This is a genomic window from Paraburkholderia atlantica (genome assembly GCF_009362785.1).
Taxonomy (GTDB): Bacteria; Pseudomonadota; Gammaproteobacteria; order Burkholderiales; family Burkholderiaceae; genus Paraburkholderia; species Paraburkholderia atlantica.
The window spans coordinates 1-19,042 of record NZ_WHNQ01000037.1; the positions used below are offsets into that span (position 1 = coordinate 1).

The 19,042-nt window shown below is 62.9% G+C and carries 18 protein-coding genes and 2 pseudogenes; 9 read left to right on the forward strand and 11 right to left on the reverse strand.

Translation table 11 applies throughout. The features are described from left to right. The 9 genes from dmpG to hcaE form a co-directional block, all read right to left on the reverse strand. Window positions 1-607, reverse strand: a 607-nt coding sequence (gene dmpG, locus GCT19_RS33460) for a 4-hydroxy-2-oxovalerate aldolase (RefSeq protein WP_152854320.1), incomplete at its 3' end; no start/stop codon positions are given. Window positions 608-619: 12 nt separating this feature from the next. Then, window positions 620-1,561, reverse strand: a complete 942-nt coding sequence (locus GCT19_RS33465; RefSeq protein WP_152854321.1) for an acetaldehyde dehydrogenase (acetylating) — start codon at window positions 1,559-1,561, stop codon at window positions 620-622. A gap of 33 nt (window positions 1,562-1,594) precedes the next feature. Next, window positions 1,595-2,392 carry a 2-keto-4-pentenoate hydratase gene (gene mhpD / locus GCT19_RS33470; protein WP_152854322.1) on the reverse strand — a complete coding sequence of 266 codons (798 nt, stop codon included), beginning with the start codon at window positions 2,390-2,392 and terminating at the stop codon, window positions 1,595-1,597. Between the two features lie 18 nt (window positions 2,393-2,410). After that, on the reverse strand, window positions 2,411-3,352 hold the full coding sequence (locus tag GCT19_RS33475; RefSeq protein ID WP_152854323.1) for a 3-carboxyethylcatechol 2,3-dioxygenase: 942 nt from the start codon (window positions 3,350-3,352) through the stop codon (window positions 2,411-2,413). Window positions 3,353-3,812: 460 nt separating this feature from the next. After that, window positions 3,813-5,039 (reverse strand): 3-phenylpropionate/cinnamic acid dioxygenase ferredoxin--NAD(+) reductase subunit, encoded by a 1,227-nt coding sequence (gene hcaD / locus GCT19_RS33480; protein WP_152854324.1) that lies wholly within the window; start codon window positions 5,037-5,039, stop codon window positions 3,813-3,815. A 57-nt stretch (window positions 5,040-5,096) separates the two neighbouring features. Then, window positions 5,097-5,936, reverse strand: a complete 840-nt coding sequence (gene hcaB / locus GCT19_RS33485) for a 3-phenylpropionate-dihydrodiol/cinnamic acid-dihydrodiol dehydrogenase (protein ID WP_152854325.1) — start codon at window positions 5,934-5,936, stop codon at window positions 5,097-5,099. Next, the gene (hcaC, locus tag GCT19_RS33490) at window positions 5,936-6,253 is read right to left on the reverse strand and encodes a 3-phenylpropionate/cinnamic acid dioxygenase ferredoxin subunit (RefSeq protein WP_152854326.1); all 318 of its coding nucleotides are present in this window, start codon (window positions 6,251-6,253) and stop codon (window positions 5,936-5,938) included. Before hcaC ends, hcaB begins: the two co-directional genes overlap by 1 nt. Before the next feature lie 5 nt (window positions 6,254-6,258). Then, the gene (gene hcaF / locus GCT19_RS33495; protein WP_321576915.1) at window positions 6,259-6,798 is read right to left on the reverse strand and encodes a 3-phenylpropionate/cinnamic acid dioxygenase subunit beta; all 540 of its coding nucleotides are present in this window, start codon (window positions 6,796-6,798) and stop codon (window positions 6,259-6,261) included. Continuing rightward, complete coding sequence (hcaE, locus tag GCT19_RS33500; protein WP_152854327.1) at window positions 6,791-8,152, reverse strand: 3-phenylpropionate/cinnamic acid dioxygenase subunit alpha; 1,362 nt, start codon at window positions 8,150-8,152, stop codon at window positions 6,791-6,793. Before hcaE ends, hcaF begins: the two co-directional genes overlap by 8 nt. Before the next feature lie 130 nt (window positions 8,153-8,282). On the opposite strand from hcaE, the gene GCT19_RS33505 reads away from it, so the two are divergent. The 9 genes and pseudogenes from GCT19_RS33505 to GCT19_RS33540 all read left to right on the forward strand — a co-directional run bounded on the left by GCT19_RS33505 (window position 8,283) and on the right by GCT19_RS33540 (window position 16,583). Beyond that, on the forward strand, window positions 8,283-9,200 hold the full coding sequence (locus GCT19_RS33505; protein WP_152854328.1) for a LysR substrate-binding domain-containing protein: 918 nt from the start codon (window positions 8,283-8,285) through the stop codon (window positions 9,198-9,200). Window positions 9,201-9,663: 463 nt separating this feature from the next. Further along, window positions 9,664-9,943, forward strand: a pseudogene (locus GCT19_RS44865) (MurR/RpiR family transcriptional regulator); the annotation flags it as partial. Window positions 9,944-10,026: 83 nt separating this feature from the next. Then, window positions 10,027-10,573: pseudogene (locus tag GCT19_RS44870) on the forward strand (MurR/RpiR family transcriptional regulator); the annotation flags it as partial. 11 nt (window positions 10,574-10,584) lie between these two features. Continuing rightward, complete coding sequence (gene ddpX / locus GCT19_RS33515) at window positions 10,585-11,148, forward strand: D-alanyl-D-alanine dipeptidase (RefSeq protein WP_018432803.1); 564 nt, start codon at window positions 10,585-10,587, stop codon at window positions 11,146-11,148. A gap of 63 nt (window positions 11,149-11,211) precedes the next feature. Beyond that, window positions 11,212-12,819, forward strand: a complete 1,608-nt coding sequence (locus GCT19_RS33520; protein ID WP_152854329.1) for an ABC transporter substrate-binding protein — start codon at window positions 11,212-11,214, stop codon at window positions 12,817-12,819. 55 nt (window positions 12,820-12,874) lie between these two features. Next, window positions 12,875-13,945 carry an ABC transporter permease gene (locus tag GCT19_RS33525; RefSeq protein WP_152854330.1) on the forward strand — a complete coding sequence of 357 codons (1,071 nt, stop codon included), beginning with the start codon at window positions 12,875-12,877 and terminating at the stop codon, window positions 13,943-13,945. A 64-nt stretch (window positions 13,946-14,009) separates the two neighbouring features. Further along, a complete protein-coding gene (nikC, locus tag GCT19_RS33530) occupies window positions 14,010-14,924 on the forward strand; it encodes a nickel transporter permease (RefSeq protein ID WP_152854365.1) in 915 nt (304 codons plus the stop codon). A 1-nt stretch (window position 14,925) separates the two neighbouring features. Continuing rightward, on the forward strand, window positions 14,926-15,783 hold the full coding sequence (locus GCT19_RS33535) for an ABC transporter ATP-binding protein (RefSeq protein ID WP_152854331.1): 858 nt from the start codon (window positions 14,926-14,928) through the stop codon (window positions 15,781-15,783). 17 nt (window positions 15,784-15,800) lie between these two features. Next, window positions 15,801-16,583, forward strand: coding sequence for an ABC transporter ATP-binding protein (locus GCT19_RS33540; protein WP_152854332.1), 783 nt, complete (start codon window positions 15,801-15,803; stop codon window positions 16,581-16,583). Between the two features lie 312 nt (window positions 16,584-16,895). Here the strand turns inward: GCT19_RS33540 and GCT19_RS33545 are convergent, their stop codons facing one another. Both GCT19_RS33545 and GCT19_RS33555 read right to left on the reverse strand, forming a co-directional pair. After that, window positions 16,896-17,249, reverse strand: coding sequence for a 2Fe-2S iron-sulfur cluster-binding protein (locus tag GCT19_RS33545; RefSeq protein WP_152854333.1), 354 nt, complete (start codon window positions 17,247-17,249; stop codon window positions 16,896-16,898). 846 nt (window positions 17,250-18,095) lie between these two features. Continuing rightward, window positions 18,096-18,395, reverse strand: coding sequence for a hypothetical protein (locus GCT19_RS33555; protein ID WP_018432796.1), 300 nt, complete (start codon window positions 18,393-18,395; stop codon window positions 18,096-18,098). Window positions 18,396-19,042 lie beyond the last annotated feature (647 nt).

Consider the following 19,042-nt stretch of genomic DNA (forward strand, 5'->3'; position numbering starts at 1 on the left):
GCGACAGGTTGTGGTGCGCGTGCATGCCCGTTTGCGTTTCGGGTTTCAGCACCGCCTTCACCGCGCGGAAGCGGTCGCGCACGTCGTTCATCGTCAGCGCGCCGCCCGAATCGACCACATAGATGCAGGTCGCGCCGTAGCTTTCCATCTTCTTCGCTTCGATGGCGAGATTCTCCGGCGTGGTCATGTGGCTCATCATCAGGAAGCCGACGGTGTCCATGCCGAGTTCGCGCGCGTATTCGATGTGCTGCTTCGAGATGTCCGCTTCCGTGCAGTGCGTCGCCACGCGGACCACGCGTGCACCCGCGTTATACGCAGCCTTCAGGTCGTGAATCGTGCCAATGCCGGGCAGCAGCAGTGTCGCGATCTTCGCGTGCTCGACCACGTCGGCGACCGCTTCGATCCATTCGAGGTCGCTATGCGCGCCGAAGCCGTAGTTGAAGCTCGACCCTTGCAGGCCATCGCCGTGCGCGACTTCGATGCTGTCCACCTTCGCGCGGTCCAATGCGCGTGCGATGTCCTGCACGTTCTGGATCGAGTACTGATGACGAATGGCGTGGCTGCCGTCGCGCAGCGTCACGTCGGAGATATAGAGTTTCTTGCTCATGTGCGTTGTCCTTTATGCGGCGACGACCGAACTTGCGATGCGCTCCGCGGTGGCGAGCGCCGCCGAGGTCATGATGTCGAGGTTGCCCGCGTAGGCCGGCAGATAGTGCGCAGCGCCTTCCACCTCGAGGAAGACCGAGGTCTTCAGGCCACTGAACCTGCCGAGGCCCGGGATGTTGAGCGGCGCGCTGTCCGGAATCACGTCGAACTGCACCTTCTGCTTCAGGCGATAGCCCGGCACATACGCGTTCACGGCCTTGGCCATTTCCTCGACCGAGGCTTCGATCTTCGCCTGATCGGCGGCTTCCGAGAGCACGTACACGGTGTCGCGCATCATGACCGGCGGTTCGGCCGGGTTCAGCACGATGATCGCCTTGCCCTTAGCGGCACCGCCGACGGCTTCAATCGCCTTCGAGGTCGTTTCCGTGAATTCGTCGATGTTCGCGCGGGTGCCCGGGCCCGCCGACTTGCTGCTAATCGACGCGACGATTTCCGCGTAGTGGACCTTCGCGACGCGCGAGACGGCCGCCACCATCGGGATCGTGGCCTGGCCGCCGCAGGTGACCATGTTCACGTTCAGCGCGGCGAGCTGCGCGTCGAGGTTCACAACCGGCAGGCAGTACGGGCCGATCGCGGCGGGCGTGAGGTCGATCACGCGGATGCCGGGCTTGTGCTGGCGCAGGAACGCGTCGTTCCTGATGTGTGCGCCGGCCGAGGTCGCGTCGAACACGACGTCGATCTCCTTGAACACGGGCAGGTTCACGAGCCCCTGCACGCCTTCGTGCGTGGTTGCCACACCGAGGCGCGCGGCCCGCGCGAGACCATCCGAGTTCGGGTCGATGCCGACCATTGCACCCATTTCCAGATGCTTGCCATGCCGCATGATCTTGATCATGAGGTCGGTGCCGATGTTGCCCGAGCCGATGATCGCCGCCTTGAGTTTTGCCGAAGCCATGTCGATTTCCTGATGAATTGAGTGCTCAGTGTGCTAAACGAACGTCGCGCGTAAGCTGCCGAGTCCTTCGATATTCGCCGTATAGATGCCCGGCTGCGTCACGGCGACCATCGGACCAAGCGCACCCGTGAGCACCACGTCACCAGCGCGCAAGGGAGTGCCGAGCTGCGCCATGCGATCTGCGAGCCAGATAGCAGCGTTCAACGGATTGCCAAGGCACGCTGCACCACCGCCGCGCGACAGCACTTCGCCGTCGCGTTCGAGCGTCATCGCGGCATTGAACAGGTCGACATCGGCGAGCGGAACAGGGCGACTGCCTAGCACGAACAGCGCGCTCGACGCGTTGTCGGCGACCGTATCGACAAAGCGGATGTCCCAGCCGCGAATGCGGCTGTCCACCACCTCGATCGCGGCCAGCGCATAGTCGGTCGCGTTGATCAGGTCCACATACGTGTGCTTCTCTCGTACGAGGTCGTGCTTCAGCACCAGGGCGATCTCGGCTTCGACCTTCGGCTGGATCAGGCTCGCGAGCGGCATCGGCTGGTTGTCGCCGTAGGCCATGTTCGCGAACAGCGCGCCGAAGTCCGGCTGATCGACACCGAGCTGCTTCTGCACGGCGAGCGAAGTCAGGCCGATCTTGCGGCCAACGATGCGCTCGCCGGCGGCGATGCGCGCATCGACGTTGGCCTGTTGCACCGCGTAGGCTGCCGACATGTCGTCGAGCGGAATGCCGCCCAGTGCGATCTCGCCGCGCACCGGCTCGATTACCTCACGGGTGCGCTCCGCTTCGCGCAGGCGTGCCGCGATGGCTTGAATGTTCTGCTGGGTCATCCCCTGTTCTCCTCTGATTCAGGCTGACGGCTTCGCGTGCATCGCAGCGAAGCCTGCGATCCACTCGGGAATCGCGCGGTAGAAGTCCTGGTGCGCCTCGTATGCGCCGAACGCCGAAAGCGCACCAAACGCAGCAACCCAGGTGCGGATCTCATGGGCAGACCTGCCACCGTCGCGCGTGATGGCGCTGTTGCTCAGACCGTCGACCGCGAGCAGGTCATGCTGCAGCATCGACAGGAACGCCTGGTCCCATGCCGGGTTCAGCGCGCGCATGTTCGGCGCGTCGCCGGCCGTGAACGCTTTAGCTGCGGCCACGGTACGTTCCTGACGCAGCTGGCGCGCCTCCGGCGTCGGATTGCGGCCTGCGATCAGGCGTTCGGCGACGTCGCTCGCTGCGCCCTTGAGCTCAGGCACCGGCGGTTCGTGCGAGATGCCACCCGAGCCGATCACCAGCACGCGTTGGTCGAGCGTTTGCAAGAAGCGTCCGATCGCCTGACCGAGCAGGCGCGAGCGGCGCAGCGTCGCCAAAGGCGGCGCCACCGAATTGATGAAGACCGGCACAACAGGGTAGCGATCGAGCCCGCCCGTCAGTTCCTCGAGCGCCTGAGCGCAGCCATGGTCCACCTGCATGCGATATGACACGGCGGTGTCGATGTCGGCCGCGAGTACGGCTGCGGTCATGTCCTTTGCGAGTTCGGTCGGCACGTTCAGCGGGCCCGCGAGGCTCTTGTAGTCGCCAATCGCAGTGGCGGCCGCGCCAATGCAGAACGGCGGCATCAGGTCATAGAAAAATCCGTTGTAGTGATCCGGCGCAAACACGACCACCAGTTCCGGATCGTAGGCGCGCACGCGCTCGCGCGCGGCCGCCGTCACCCGTTCGACCTCGGCCACGACCTCGGGCGCAGGATCGAAGTAGCCGTGCAGCGGCGTATGGGACAGACACTCGAGATGAATCGACATTACAGGGCTCCGGCCGTCCTGGCGACGGCAACGTGTTTCAGATGATGGCGGTGCACCGACCGAACGGACCGGCCGTCAAGAGTCCGTTCCGCGCGGTCCCGCTCTCGGTGGAATAGGCTCCTCGTCGGCCAGACGGCCGCACCGGCATTCACGGACTTGCGCGTCACGCCGGGCTCGGAAGTTGTGACGGATGCCTCGGTCGCCCACCGTCGTGGTCCCCACGGGCAATAGCGGTTGGTATGTAGCAGGTATTCGCCAGTCATCCGGCCCTGATGCGCGTTGCCATGGTTGTTGACGACGGTGACCTGCGTGTAGAGCATGGTGCGCCTCGACAGCAAGTATTGCGCCCCCCAGCACGCCAAACAGCGCATGGCTCGACCGACGCGAAAAAGACGTGGATCCTGTCCGCCATCACGCCGATGCGATGGGCAAGCTGCCGAGCGTAGAATGCCGCTGCAACCTATGCTGCTACCTTCGCAAGATTGCGCAGGCTCTGCGCCGAATCGGCCAGCACCTCGCGCGCGAGTACCACATGTCTTGCGACGAGTTCACGCAGGCTGCGCATGTCCCGCCCCTGGTTCACGGTGATCGCACCGGTCAACGCGCCCCCGGCGTCAAGGCCAAACAGCACGGCGGGCGGCGCATCGAGCGCGCCGCGTACGACCCAATCGGACGCCGCCATCTCGCCGACCAACTGGATGTTGAGACCGCACTGGTCGGTCCAGAACCACGGCGCGCCCGGCGCCTCTACGGTGAGACCGAGCATTGCACGCGCGGCGGCGACACCTTGATTCTGGGCATTTTCCCAACTCTCGAGGCGCACCACGCGCCCTGTCACCGGATCCTGGCGGCCGGCCACATCGCCAGCGGCGAACACGTCGGGATGCGAAGTACGATACTGCGCGTCGACGGCAATGCCGTTCGCGATGGCCAGTCCGGCTGCTTCAGCCAGCGCCGTGTCCGGAATCGCACCAACGCCGTACAGCACTGTGTCGCCCGTCACGGTCGTGCCGTCCCCAAGCGTCAGGACGATCTCGCCGCCAACGCGCGCCGCAGATTCGATTTGCGCGCCGAAGATCAACTCCACGCCCCGACCGCGATGCACGCCGCAGAGCCAGTCAGCCAACATCGACGGCGCATTGCGGCCCATCGCGCGCGGCCCTGCTTCGAGCACAGTGACGCGCGCGCCGAGATCGACGGCGCTCGACGCAATCTCCAGACCGATCACGCCCGCCCCCACCACGATTACGTGGCGACCTGGCCGCAGGTCGTTGCGCAAACGTCTGGCGTCGTCGAGCGTGCGCAGCGTGTGCACACCCTCACCCAGCGCGTCGAGCAGCGGCAGGCGGCGCGCACGCGCCCCGGTCGCAATCAACAGTTTGTCGAACGCGACCGATTCGCCCGTCGAGAGAGCCAGCACGTGGCTCGACAAGTCGAGCCCGACAACGGTCACGCCGAGGCGGAGTTCGATCCGCTTCTGTTGGTAAAAGTCGTCCGCGTACATGGCATAGCGCGTCTCTTCCGGACGCAGCAGCACATCCTTGGAGAGCGGCGGCCGCTCGTAGGGCGCATGCGCTTCATTGCCCACCAGTACGATGCGACCATCGAAGCCCTGGTGGCGCAGTTCAGCCGCTGCATTGGCGCCGGCCTGGCCCGCGCCGACGATCACGAAAGTGGATGAGGTCATGACAAGTCTCGATGTAAGGAGCCACGTTCGAGTGGCCCTCGCATTGCGCGATCGCGATCAGAGATTCAGGCCGCCCGCCGTATGGCGGATGCCGCGGATGGCGAGGCCCGCGTCGGCATTGAGCAGCACGCCGCTCAGCGTGCGGTTGTTCGCTCGCGAGGCCAGCAACACGAATGGGCCAGTGAAATCCGCTGCTTGCGGAAAGAACTGCAACGGCAGAATGCTCGCAATCGCTTCGGGCGAGCGCGAGTCCATGATCCGCATGTTTTCCTGGCCCAGCGAAGCGGGGCCGCGCAAGTCGCTCGCCATGCCGCACGGACCGACACCGTTGACGCGCACCTTGGGCGCGAGTTCGTAGGCGAGTTCACGAATCAGGCCCACGGCGGCGTGCTTGCTCGCGGTATAGAGCGGGCCGCCGCCGCCCGGATAGAACGCCGAGTTCGACAGCGTGAAGATCATGCTGCCCTCGGACTTGATCAGCTCAGGCGCGGCCGCCTTCGCACCGAGCAGATAGCCCTTCACGTTGACAGGAAACAACTCGTCAAAACCGTTGGCCAACTGCTCGGGCGTGAGACTCATCAGGCTCGCCCCGTGATCCCAGATCGCCGCGTTGCCAATAAAGATGTCGAGCTTGCCGAAGCGGTTCACCGTCTCGGCCACCGCGCGCGAATTGTCCTCGTAGCTGCGCACGTCACCCTGCGTCGCAACCACATCGTCGCCGAAGCGAGCGCGCAGCGCGTCGACCTTTTCGTGCGAGCGCTCGAGCACGCCGACCTTCGCACCCTCCAGCAGGAAGCGCTCGACCAGCGCAAGCCCGAGACCGGAACCGCCGCCCGTGATCAGCGCGACGTCGCCCTGCAGCCAGCCGGCCGGCGCCGGCGTCTGGTTCGCATCCATCACGCCTCCGGCACGTCGACGTAGACCTTGCCGTCCACGAGGCTGACCGGAAAGGTCTTGAGTGCCACGGTGGCGGGCTGGCACAGCGCCTCGCCCGTCTTCAGACAGAAGCGCGCAGCGTGCAGCGGACACTCAACCGTGCCGTCGTCCTCGACATAACCTTCGGACATCGAGGCATTGCCGTGGCTGCAACGGTCAGCGAGCGCGAACAGTTCACCATTGACCTTGAACACCGCGATCGCTTCGACGGGCGCATCCACTTTGATCGCTTCGCCATCGGCCAGCGCATCACCACTGCAAACAAATACTTGGGCCATGGTTTTCAGAAAAGAACACTCAGATTGTGGGAATTCAGCGTCGCCTGATCGAGCACGACCTCGCGGCGACACAGCTGCCAGCCTGCCGCGCTGTCGGCGCGGCGCACTCGGTCAAACCGCGTACCGACGTATAACGTCTCGTCGCGCTCCTTCTGCGAGCGGTACAGCAGATAATTCAGGCGCACGTCGAACTCGCCCGGCACCTCCCCCTCTGCGATTCGCACATTGCTGATCACGTGGCGCGTGCGCGAGGGCGGTTCCTCGGCCCAGGCCATGCCGGTCTCGAGGCGCGCAATCCGGCGCTCGAGCTGATGCCAGCTGTCGTCAAATACCCAGGTCGTCGGCGGCTGCACGCTGCGGCGACGGTCGCGCGTCTGCGCGTTGACGGTCGTGCGCATCGTATAGGCGATGTCCTTGCTGACGAGGTCGAGCCAATCGCGGAATTGCCAGTCGTCGAGCAGTTCAGCCTCGTAACAGAGGAACTGTTCGATCTCGTGATGCAGCTCGAGCGGAACGGCCCTCAGAAGTTTGGTCGTATCAGTCACGCTTCAGTACCTCCTGCTCATAGCGCTGGGTGCGCTCATGGACTTCATCCCAGGTCTCACTCGCCAGCAGATCAGCCCAGCGGCGGTACATAGCGCGTGCCGCGGTTTCGGAAAAGATGTAGTTCGTAATGCCGGGGATACCGTCCTCGCGCACCTTTTCGTTGCCCAGACCCATTTCGACGATCAGCTTCGTCTGCCGCGCGCGCTTGCCGCGCAGCACCTTCTGGATTTCGACCCAGTTCTCGGAATCATCCTGCTCAAGAAAGCCCGCCGGACCGAACGCGCGCGTCGCGCTGCGCTCGAACGCGGCCTTCACCTCTGGCGACGCATCCTTGTCGGCGATGCAGAATGCCCAGACTTCAACCTGGTTCGGGCCGCGCGGATGCCACACGCGCAGCGTGGCCGTGCCATTGAGCCAGGACAGGGTCGGGAACATCGTGTTGTGGCCCGCGAGACGCAGTGCACGAACCTGGCCGAGGCGCTGCTCGGCCTCGGCATAGCTGTCGCGGAAGTACTGCGAGACTTCGCCGTCCACCCAGACGTTGGCATCCGGCTGCTCCGTGAAGAAAAAGCCACTGCCGTGACCTGCCTGGCCATACTGAAGCGCGTCCTTCGCCGTTTCCCAGACGGGGCGCGCAGTCTGGCCCGCGCCGAGTTGCTTTGCCTCACCGTCGGGCTTGGCGCCCAGTACCTGCACCGCCGACGCATGCGAGAACAGCGCGTGGTACTGATCGCTCGCGAACTGCTCCGCCGGGAACTTCCAGTTGCAGTCGATCACCCATTTCTGCACGCCGCCGATGATCTCGGTGCCGCCCTCGCGGCGATCGAGCACGCCGTCGAGATACCAGGCAATGTCGCCCATGTAGTCATGCAGATCCGGCGCCGTGGCGTCCCAGTTGCCGAAAATGAGGCCCTTGTACTCAGCCACGCGCGTGACTTCCTGAAGGCCAAGCTTCTCCTTGCACAGGCCGTGAGGATAGGCACGCTCTTCGAGCGGCACGTCGACGAGCGCGCCATCAGTGCCATACGACCAGCCGTGGTACGGACACGTGAACGCACGCGTATTGCCCGAATCGGCATACGACACGCGCATCGAGCGATGACGGCACTGGTTCAGGAAGGCCTTGACGGAGCCGTCTTTCTGGCGGACGACAACAATCGGGTCCTCGCCCATGTAGGTGTTGAAGAAATCGCCGGCCTCCGGGATCTGGCTCACATGAGCGAGAAACAGCCAGGTGCGGCCAAAGATGCGCTCAAGCTCGAGTTCGTAGAGTTCGGGATCGGTATAGATAGACGATGCGACGCGGCCAGTGCGCGCATCGACAAGCGCATCAAAGTCAATGCTCTTAGACATGATTTGTCTCCTCCGGACAAGCGTCCGGCTCGAATTTGGAACCGAAGTCCGCAGATTTTGCGATGGCCGCCTTAAAAACTGAAATACTTTGTTTGTTGCAATTGATAGGTTTTAACGATAAAAAGGCGAAATGGAACTTCGACATCTCCGCTATTTCATCGCCGTGGCCGATGAGCTGAGCTTCACGCGTGCGGCCGAGCGTCTGGGCACCGCCCAGCCTTCACTGAGCCAGCAGATCCGCGATCTCGAGGAGGAAATCGGCACGCCGCTGTTCACGCGCACGCGCCGCAAGGTAGAACTGACCGAGGCCGGACGGGCTTTCCGCAGCGACGCGCAGCTCGTGATCGAACAGGCCGCTCGCGCCGTCGCTCATGCGCGCCGCATCGGCGAGCGAAGTCGCGCGACGATTACCATCGGTTTTGTGCCGGCGGCCGAGGTGCAGATTTTCCCGGCCATCCTGCCGCGTCTGCGCATGGAGTATCCGGAAATCAACGTCGAGTTACGTAGCCTGCTAACCTACGAGCAGGAAAGCCTGCTGACGGTAGGCGGGATAGATGTGGCCTTCATGCGCGGGCCGATCGACGCGGCGGTGTTCGAAAGCGAGGTCGTGCTGGAGGAACCGATGATGGTGATCCTTCCCGCGAGCCATCGGCTTGCGCAATGCGAGGAAATCGCCCCCGAGCAGCTGGACGGGGAGACCTTCGTTGCTACGGATCCGCTCGCCGCCGGGCAGGTGCACAAGGTGGTAGAGGCGTATTTCGAGGCTTACGGCATCCGCCCGCGCACGGCGCAGATCGCGAACAACATTCTGCTCAATCTCAACCTCATCAGCATGGGGCTCGGCCTCGGCCTACTGCCCGCCTACACCGCCTCGCTCATCAATCGTTCATCGTGCGCGCGACCGCTCGCGGGCGAGGCGCCCGTGATCCCGCTCTACATGGTCTGGCGGCGCGGCGAGCACACTCCCGAACTCGAAGCATTGCTCACGATCGCGCGCGAGCAGTTACTAACTCGTGCACAAATGGGCGAGCGCAAATCGGCACGATAACCTGAGCTCAAAAGGGCTTGGGGAGCGACGTGATGCGTGAGCTGCCAGCTTTAGTCGCGAGGCGAATTCCACCGCCGCGGCCTTGAGGCGATTGGCTCTGTGCGAGAGAAGATAAAGGTCGACGTGCACAACCGGATTTGCTCGGCGCCCTTCCCACGTTAATTGCGGCCTGCGCGTCGATGGTTATCCATATCCGGAGTAGGGATGGCTTCGCTGATCGACATCCAAACCCCGCCAGGTCATCATTAGGGGACAAAACTTTGGAGCCACAGAATGAGGGCATCGAATAGCGGCATCCACCCAGGCACGCGGAGGAACCGTGAGCGGAAGTCTCGCCCAGAAGCTATCGAACAGCGCATCCAATTGATTTTTTAAGCTGGCGCTGACTTTATTGGCTTTGTTAGATGCATGTCATCGACGAAATATATGACAGGCAATTAACCAAAAATCCATCCGCGCTGACATGCCGACCGCTTTCGCACAGACCGTCGAGGCGCACTTTGCCGAACTCACCCCAACGCCCCAGCGCATGGCCAGTTACATGCTGGCGCATCTCGAGCGACCAGGCCTGGCAACGGCTGACCAGATCGCGCAGCAAACGGCCAGCAGCGGAATCTCCGTGGGGTGTTTCCTGCGCAGCGTCGGCTATCGCAACCTCGACGACCTCAAGCGCGAACTGCGCGGCGCGCAGGGGCGCCCGTGGATGATTACCGACCGGCTCGACGAATACCGGTGTATGCGCGAGCAGTTGGCCAACGCCCCGCGCCACGGCAAAAACGGCGAAAACCTCCAAACTAGCGCCCTGACCCACTCGCTGCAACTCGTCGACACGATCCAGCATGTGTGCCAGTTGGCGCAATCGCCAATGTTCGCCCGCATCGCGGAGCGCATCTCCCAAGCGGACGCCGTATATATCCTCGGCATCCAGTCGACCCGCGGCACCAGCAACTCGTTCTACGGCTACCTCGAATGCATCCGTCCGCGCGTCTTGTACTCCGACGGCATGTCCGGCTCATACGTCGATTCGCTGAACTCGGAATTCGCCGCACCGTACCTCGTCATTACCGACACGCGCGCCTACCCGGTGATCGCGCGCCGCTACTGTGAAGCCGCGGCGCATCGTGAGGGGCAGTTTCACTGGCCACCGACATCTATTGCCCGTTGGCTCGTGAATTCGATTGCGACCTGTTGCAGATCAAACGGATGTCGACCAGTTCTGGGACTCGCTGGCGCCGCTCAGCTTTCTGTTCAACCTGCTGATGATTACCGCGATCGTTGCTCAACTGGGGGCCGCGATCGACGAACACGTCGCAGCGAACTGCAAGGCGAATTCAACCAGTTCGATCTCTAAACCTCTCACATCCGGAATCTGAACGCGCCCGCCATGACACAACCGCGACTCATCGAAATCACCGCCGCCACGCATGGCGTGGACATCGACCTCGTCTATGCCACCGAACGCAATTTGACAGGCAAGCCCATCTACAAGGAAGCTCACTGCCTGCTGCTCGAACCCGCAGAAGCCGCTTTGCGCGAGGCAGTAGAGATTGCCCGCAACGCCGGCTTGACCGTGCGGATCTTCGATGCCTACCGTCCGCCCCAGGCGCAACAGGTGCTGTGGGATTTTCTGCCCGACCCTACCTACATCGCTGAGCTTGGCCGTGGTTCGAACCATAGCCGCGGCACGGCGATCGATCTGACGCTGCTCGACGCTGACGGCAACGAACTCGACATGGGCACGGGCTTCGACGCGATGACGATCGAGTCCGAACACTTCCATACTGGCCTACCCGCGCATGTGCAGCGCAACCGCGTGTTACTGCTCGGCATCATGCACGCCGCCGGCTTCATCCACATCAAGAGCGAATGGTGGCATTACGAGTTGCCTGGCTCCCGCGCGCTGCCGTTGATCGATAACAGCGAAAGCGGTCCGTTGCGTCTCATGTAATGGCGTTCGATTTCTCCATCCGTTGTTCCCTGACAGACTCTACCCATTCCTTATGGAGCGGCAATGAAACTGGTATTGCGCAATGCACTGACGGCGGCGGTGATCTCCTCCGCCTTGACCTTGTCGTTCACAGCCGCCGTCCCCGCTGCGGCGGCGACGCCGAAAGACATGTTCGTCATGGCCACGCTCCTCGACGAATTCACCACGCTCGATCCGGGCGAAATCTACGAACTGGTGCCGGAAGAATATGTGGCGAATACGTATGACCGGCTGGTGCGCGTCGATCTGAAAGACCCGTCGAAATTCAACGGCGATGTCGCACAATCATGGACCGTGAGCCCCGACGGCCTGACCTTCACGTTCAAGATCCGTCCAGGTCTCAAGTTCCACTCGGGCAACGCGTTGAGCGCCGACGACGTCGCGTGGTCGATCCAGCGCACCGTCCTCCTCGATAAAGGCGCGGCGGCCGTGCTGCAAGGCATCGGTTTGACCAAAGACAACGTGCTGGCCAACGTGAAGAAGGTCGACGACACAACCGTCAGTGTGACGACCGACCAGAAATACGCGCCGACGTTTGTGCTGAACGTACTCGGTTCGTGGCCTGCGTCGGTGGTGGACAAGCAGTTGCTGCTCACGCACCAGAAAGGCAATGACTTCGGCAACGAATGGCTGCGCACCAACGAGGCCGGCTCCGGCGCCTACAAGCTCGTCAAATGGACTGCCAACGACAGCATCGTCCTGCAGCGCTTCGACGGTTATCGCGTACCGCTCGCGATGAAGCGGATCGTGTTGCGTCACGTGCCGGAAGCATCGAGCCAGCGCCTGCTGCTCGAGAACGGTGACGTCGATGTGGCGCGCAACCTGAGTCCGGATGATCTCGTCGCGCTGACGAAGTCCGGCAAGGCGCATGTGAGCGCGGTGCCGCAAGCGACGCTTCTATACCTCGGCCTGAACGTCAAGAATCCGAATCTGGTCAAACCGGAGGTCCAGCAAGCGATGAAGTGGCTGATCGACTACAACGGGATTCAGAGCAACGTCGCCAAAACCACCTACAAGGTGCACGAAACCTTCCTCCCCGAAGGTTTCCTCGGCGCGCTGAATACCGACCCCTACCAGCAGAACGTCGCCAAGGCCAAGGAACTGCTGGCAAAGGCCGGGCTTCCGAACGGCTTTTCCGTGACGATGGACGTGCGTAACGGCTACCCGTACAGCGAAATCGCCGAGGCAGTGCAGGCGAACCTTGCCCAAGGCGGCATCAAGGTACAGATCATCCCCGGCGACAACAAGCAGACGCTCGCCAAGTACCGCTCGCGCTCGCACGACATTTATATCGGCGAATGGTCCGCCGATTACATCGACCCGCACAGCAACGCCCAGGGATTCACCTGGAATCCCGACAATTCCGACAAGTCGGCCTATAAGATGCTCGCGTGGCGCAATTCATGGGACATCCCTGGCCTGACGAAGGAAACCAACGCGGCGCTCGCCGAATCGTCGACGGCGAAGCGCGCCGATCTGTACCAGACCATGCAGAAGCAGGTGCTCGCGAGCTCCCCCTTCGTGATCATGTTCCAGCAGGTCTCGCAGGTGGCCGCGCGACCGGGCGTAACGGGTCTCGAGGTGGGTCCGATCAACGACCTCGTGTCGTATCGTGATCTGAAGAAGCAGTAACGTTTGCGGTGGAGGCGAGACTGTCCGGGCTTCGCCTTCGACCGAGGAACTTACCATGTCCACTCGCCTCACGACTTTCGAGCGCATGCGCGCGCTTTCGGTTGAAAGCGCCAGCGTGCGCTGGACCTTGCGCCTCGTGCGCTGGATCGTCACGCTCGTCATCACCTTCGCCGGGTTGCTGGCGGTCACGTTCGTGATCGGCCGCAAAATACCGATCGATCCGGTGCTAGCGATTCTCGGCGATCGCGCGTCAGCCGCAGCCTACGCGGCGGCGCGTCTTCAACTCGGGCTCGACGCGCCGCTCGCAGTGCAGTTCCTGATCTACGTGCGCGATGTGCTGCATGGCAATTTCGGTATGTCGCTGCTGACCGCGCATCCTGTGATCGAGGACATCCGGCGGGTGTTTCCCGCGACGCTCGAACTCGCGACCCTGTCGACCATCATCGGCGTGCTGATCGGCGTGCCGCTGGGCGTGATCGCCGCCGTGCGCCACAACCGCTGGATCGATCACGTCGCGCGCTTCGTCGGCCTCATCGGCAGTTCGGTCCCGGTGTTCTGGCTCGGACTGATGGGCCTGCTGCTGTTCTACGCGAAGCTGCATTGGGTGGCGGGGCCGGGACGCGTCGATCCGGTATTCGACGGGATGGTCGATACGCGCACAGGCAGCCTGCTGATCGACTCGCTCATCGCCGGCGAATGGGATGTGTTCTTCAATGCGTTCTCGCATATCGCGCTGCCCGCGGCGATTCTCGGCTACTACTCGGTCGCCTATCTGAGCCGCATGACGCGTTCGTTCATGCTCGATCAACTCAGCCAGGAGTACATCACCACGGCGCGCGCGAAAGGCCTGCCCGAGCGCCGGGTGGTCTGGCGCCACGCGTTCGGAAATATCGCCGTGCCGCTTCTGACCGTGATCGCGCTCACGTACAGCTATCTGCTCGAAGGCTCGGTGCTGACCGAAATCGTCTTCGCCTGGCCCGGTATCGGTTCGTACCTGACGGGCGCCCTCCTGAACGCCGATATGAACGCCGTGCTCGGCAGCACGCTCGTGATCGGCGTCACGTTTATCGCGCTCAACCTGTTGACCGATGCGCTCTATCGCGTGTTCGATCCACGCGCCCGCTGACATTGCGGAGGTCTCTTTCGTGCGTCCCCCTACCGATGAATCCATGCAAACGCAGGACTGGCCGATGAATGCCGCGCCCCGACGATGGAAAGACTGGCTGCTGAGCGACACGCCCGCGTCACGCAAGCAGGCCGCGCTTGGCCTCGCTTACCGGCGCTGGCGACGCTTCGCGGGTAATCCGCTGTCCGTCTTCGGCCTCGTGATTCTGGCCTTGCTGATCATCATCGCAGCAATCGGGCCGCTAATGTCACCGCATGATCCGCTGCAGCAAGTCCTCTCCGACCGCCTGCTGCCGCCGGGTTCGCCATCGCACTGGTTCGGCACCGACCAGCTTGGCCGGGACATCCTCTCGCGTCTGATCTACGGCTCACGCCTCACGCTCTCGATCGCGATTCTCGTCGTGGTGATCGCGGTTCCGGTGGGGCTTTTGATCGGCACCACCGCCGGCTTCTTCGGTGGTTGGGCGGACAACGTGCTGATGCGGATCACCGACGTAGCACTCGCGTTTCCGAAGATCGTGCTCGCGCTCGCTTTCGCGGCCGCACTGGGGCCCGGTGTGATCAACGCGGTGATCGCCATTTCGATTACCGCATGGCCGGCCTATGCGCGCCTCGCGCGGGCGGAAACGCTGCGGCTCGTGCAGGCCGATTTCATTCACGTCGCGCGCTTGCAGGGCGCCTCGCGCAAGCGCATTCTCCTGCTCTACATCATGCCGCTCTGCTCGTCGTCGGTGATCGTGCGCGCGACCCTCGATATGGCCGGCATCATTCTCACTGTCGCGGGCCTCGGGTTCCTCGGCCTCGGCGCGCAACCGCCGAGCCCGGAGTGGGGATTCATGGTCGCATCCGGCCGCAATGTGCTGCTCGATTCATGGTGGGTGGCCACTATTCCCGGCTTCGCCATTCTGCTGGTGAGTCTTGCCTTCAACCTGCTCGGCGACGGTCTGCGAGACGTCTTCGATCCGCGCCATGGAGGCTGACATGCCAGTCGATACGGCCCAGCATTTGTGTGAAATCGACGACCTGCGAATCGGCTTTCGCGGTCATGGCGGCGAATTGAGCGAAGCGGTGCGCGGCCTTTCGCTGACGCTGCGGCGCGGCGAGCGGCTTGGCATCGTCGGCGAATCCGGTTCCGGCAAGTCGCTGACCGGGCGCGCGCTGCTCGGCCTGCTTCCGCCTGAGGCGCAATGTCATGCGAAGGCGATGAAGTTCGACGGTCAGGATCTGCTTGCCATGCCGGCGCGCAAGCGCCGGCAACTGTGCGGCCAGCAGATGGGCATGATCCTGCAAGATCCGAAATACTCACTGAACCCGGTGATGACCGTCGCGCAGCAAATGCGTGAAGCGTTCGAAGTGCACGGGTCGAAGTTCGGCCGCCGCGAGATACGCGAGAAAATCATCGAGGCACTGGCAGCGGTGCATATCCGCAATCCAGAGCGTGTCGCCGACTCCTACCCGCACGAGTTGTCGGGTGGCATGGGGCAGCGCGTGATGATCGCCATGATGGTGTCGTCCGGGCCGCGTCTGCTGATCGCCGATGAACCCACCAGCGCGCTCGACGTGCTCGTCTCGATGCAGGTCCTCGGGATTCTCGACGAGATGATCGCAAAGCATGACACTGGCCTCATTTTTATCAGCCACGACCTACCCCTCGTCATGTCATTCTGCGATCGCGTCGTCGTGATGTTCGCGGGACGCGTCGTGGAAACATGCGCGGCACGCGATCTCGTCCACGCGCAGCATCCCTACACGCGTGCCCTGCTCGCGGCGAATCCTCCGCTTGTCGATCCGCCCGAGCAACTGCCCGTGCTGAAGCGGGACGCGGCATGGCTCACGTAACCGGCAGGAGAATCAGCATGATCGATGTCGACGCTTTGACGGTGCGCTTCAAAACCAGGATCGGTCGCTTCGACGCGGTGCACGAGACGAGCTTTCATGTCGGCGAAGGCGAGGTGTTCGGACTGGTCGGCGAATCGGGTTCCGGCAAGTCGACGATCCTGCGCGCGTTGACCGGTCTCGCGCCCGTCGCCGGCGGTCATATGAAAATCGGCTCGCACGTGCTCGGAGAAAAGCTCGACCGCTCCTTCCGACGCGACGTGCAGATGGTGTTTCAGGACCCGTACGGCTCGCTGCATCCGCGCTTCACAATCGATCAGAGCTTGCGCGAGCCGCTGACCATCAACGGCATCGGCGGGCAGGAAGAACGCATTGTCGATGCGCTGCGCGAAGTCGGCTTGGGTCCGTCTTATCGTTTCCGCTATCCGCATCAGCTGTCCGGAGGGCAGCGGCAGCGCGTCGCAATTGCTCGGGCGCTGATCGTCGAACCGCGCGTGCTGCTGCTCGATGAGCCGACGTCCGCGCTCGATGTGTCCGTGCAAGCCGAAATCCTCAACCTGCTGAGACGGCTTCATCGCGAACGCAACTTGACGATGATGCTGGTGAGCCACAATCTGGCGGTGGTGGGCTTTCTCTGCTCGCGCGTCGCGGTCATGCGTAATGGTGAGATTGTCGAGCAACGCGATATCGCATCCATTCGCGCGCAGCAGATCGAGCACGAATACACGCGCAGCCTGCTGCTCGCGACCACGGGCTACCGGCGCAAGTCGGTCGCGGTAGACGGAGCGGACGCGCTGTCATAAATGTCAGTAGCGGCGAGGTTTCGTCACCGTGCGTATTCGCGAACTGAGCAAGCTCAACAGTCGCCAGGAACGCCGCTTCGGCGCAAGGTCTTCACGGTCGTCATGGCGGGTGTCCACTCGCAACGCGTCGAAGAAAGCGGCTGATTGCCTGCCCGCTGTGCGCCTCCCGATACCGGTGCTGAGAACAAAGAAAAGCAGGAATTGGTGAGAGCAGAAGAGTTTTCACGCCGCCCAGCAGATACGGCCAGGCCTTAAGCAGCGATGCGCAAGATGCCAGCCCGCAATGCCCTTCTGACAGCCGCGACTGAAGGTCTATGACAACGCTTCCCTGCCCGCCTTGCCCACTGCGTCCGGCTTCGCAATGCAGAGTAACGCGCAAGCGGGTCCCGGCGCGGCGACAGTCTCGGCGGCATAAACCACGCTGCCCTCCAGCACGCGCGCAGCGCATGTGCCCCAGGCACCCGCGCGGCACGTCGAAGGTGCAGCTATCCCATTCGCCTCGGCCAGTTGCGGAACGCTGCCCTGTTCCTCCCAGTCGATCATGCGGGCCGACCGGCGGAACGTCACGCTCCCGGCCACCGCTAGTGAGCTAAGGGGCGCGCGACGCCATTGATGCGTGTTCGAGTGACTGTTGTGATCCGAATGCTTCGAAGCGGCTGCGCTCATCGGCGACGTTCAGTGCGCGCAGCCCCTGGTAGAGATCACGCATGAACGAGATGCTACGCCGTGCCGCTTCACGCTGATACGGTAGCGGCGGCGATCAGCGTGCCCCGACAATGTGAAGCTCCATACCAGCGGCGCGGCGTGGCCAGGCACGGCAAGCCGTTAGCGCTGGTCGATGCACTGCGGCGGCACGCGTAGCGTGGCAACGGCAGCCGCACGGCCGACTTGCCTGCCATCGCGCGCGATGGTCCGGACGCCGACCACGGATGTGTGACTCTGGTCAGGCGCTGCCGAAGCGCGATGGTCGTGTGCTTCCCCTTGCCTTACCAGACGGGAAACACGACGTCCGGCTGCGGCGTAAATTGAATCCCCGAGTCAGGGCAGCTTACGCGTCCCTTGACTGCAACCCGCTGGTTCAGGTACGGCAGCAGCAGTGAGGGCGCTGCCTCGCCTCCGTCGGCAAGAGGGATATCCGAGAGCACCGTGTCGTTGCAGGGGGAAGTGGAAGGTCGATCCAGCACTATCGTCGGATAGTCACCCAGCGCGTACTTCCCGCCCCCACGCTCCACTGTCCCAGTGATCCAGATGTCATGCTGCAGGGGCAACGTCGGCAGGGGGCTGGCCGACATGACGTTCTCTGACCATAACCCAGCGATCATGGCTGCTGGGACAAGGACACACAATCGTCTTTTCATGGCGCAAACCTCTTGACGTCCAGTGACGCTCGCCTGCACGTCACTGCTCCTCTTCCACTTCCCTGATGCGGCTATCGAAACGATGTCAATGCAAATGAAGTTCCACCATGACCTCTTTCGAATTACGCGTCTTTGCTCACCTTTGACGACGCCATCAGGCGGCCTCCGGGAAATCCGGAGGCGGTCCGTCGAATGGGCGACGCTCGACCAGTCGGATCGCGTAGTCCATCGCCTGCGCTTCGGCATCCTCACGCGTGGCGCAGCGTCTTTGACGCTGCGGCATGTGCCAGTCCACGCAGACCTCGCCGTCACGCGCGATCTGCACGAACGCAGCATAGCCGCCCGCCGAAGTTGCGTCCGCCTCCGCCTCTGGCCTGCCGTTGCCGTCATGCACAAGGACCGTTCTGATACCAATCTCGTATCCGTTGCACTGCTCGATTTTTATCGTCTTCATCGGATCACCGTGTCATCGCCTGGCTAAATGTCGCGCACGCCAGTGGCGCCAACGGCTAAGCGAGCGTGGCGCCCCTGTCCCATTCGCCGCTGTGGTGAAAGGCATCGGCGCCGCATGCTTTGTCAATCACTTTGCGCTAGCGCCTGCGTATGTGCGAGATCCACCGTCGGATCGTCGTTCGCATCGCGGTGACCTGTGCATCGAGCAAGCGACCAGCGCGTTCCCGAAGCGATCGTAGAACGTCGAGAACGGAGGCAGTCGTGCGGTTCAGATGCTCGAACAGATTGGAGTACGGGCGTGGGTGAAGGTCGCTCATTGTCTTCTCCTTATAGGCAGCAAGGAAGAGAACGGGCTTGCGCGCTCCAGTTCGCCTGCCATGCTGCGGGGCAAACAAATCGAAACACGCAGTGTGCAATTAGTGGATGATTCAGCACACTGCCTGAGCTGGATATAAACTAGTTTAACTCACTACAAAATTCAAGTTCTTCAATGCTGCCGAGGCCTTGGTACTGCCGAGGTAAGGCGTCTGCCGCACAGCCGCGCAAAGATAGATCGCAACGCGCGCCACACGGGAAATCGTCAGACTTTCAGGTATCTGAATCCGCGTGACCAGACACTGGCACGCCCCGTAGCTAGGGGAGCCTATC

Excerpts from the sequence above, each read along its gene's own strand:
- GCT19_RS33465 (WP_152854321.1), bottom strand. The coding sequence starts at position 1,561 with ATGGCTTCGGCAAAACTCAAGGCGGCGATCATCGGCTCGGGCAACATC.
- mhpD (WP_152854322.1), bottom strand. The coding sequence starts at position 2,392 with ATGACCCAGCAGAACATTCAAGCCATCGCGGCACGCCTGCGCGAAGCG.
- GCT19_RS33475 (WP_152854323.1), bottom strand. The coding sequence starts at position 3,352 with ATGTCGATTCATCTCGAGTGTCTGTCCCATACGCCGCTGCACGGCTAC.
- hcaD (WP_152854324.1), bottom strand. The coding sequence starts at position 5,039 with ATGACCTCATCCACTTTCGTGATCGTCGGCGCGGGCCAGGCCGGCGCC.
- hcaB (WP_152854325.1), bottom strand. The coding sequence starts at position 5,936 with ATGGATGCGAACCAGACGCCGGCGCCGGCCGGCTGGCTGCAGGGCGAC.
- hcaC (WP_152854326.1), bottom strand. The coding sequence starts at position 6,253 with ATGGCCCAAGTATTTGTTTGCAGTGGTGATGCGCTGGCCGATGGCGAA.
- hcaE (WP_152854327.1), bottom strand. The coding sequence starts at position 8,152 with ATGTCTAAGAGCATTGACTTTGATGCGCTTGTCGATGCGCGCACTGGC.
- GCT19_RS33505 (WP_152854328.1), top strand. The coding sequence starts at position 8,283 with ATGGAACTTCGACATCTCCGCTATTTCATCGCCGTGGCCGATGAGCTG.
- ddpX (WP_018432803.1), top strand. The coding sequence starts at position 10,585 with ATGACACAACCGCGACTCATCGAAATCACCGCCGCCACGCATGGCGTG.
- GCT19_RS33520 (WP_152854329.1), top strand. The coding sequence starts at position 11,212 with ATGAAACTGGTATTGCGCAATGCACTGACGGCGGCGGTGATCTCCTCC.
- GCT19_RS33525 (WP_152854330.1), top strand. The coding sequence starts at position 12,875 with ATGTCCACTCGCCTCACGACTTTCGAGCGCATGCGCGCGCTTTCGGTT.
- nikC (WP_152854365.1), top strand. The coding sequence starts at position 14,010 with ATGAATGCCGCGCCCCGACGATGGAAAGACTGGCTGCTGAGCGACACG.
- GCT19_RS33535 (WP_152854331.1), top strand. The coding sequence starts at position 14,926 with ATGCCAGTCGATACGGCCCAGCATTTGTGTGAAATCGACGACCTGCGA.
- GCT19_RS33540 (WP_152854332.1), top strand. The coding sequence starts at position 15,801 with ATGATCGATGTCGACGCTTTGACGGTGCGCTTCAAAACCAGGATCGGT.
- GCT19_RS33545 (WP_152854333.1), bottom strand. The coding sequence starts at position 17,249 with ATGAGCGCAGCCGCTTCGAAGCATTCGGATCACAACAGTCACTCGAAC.
- GCT19_RS33555 (WP_018432796.1), bottom strand. The coding sequence starts at position 18,395 with ATGAAGACGATAAAAATCGAGCAGTGCAACGGATACGAGATTGGTATC.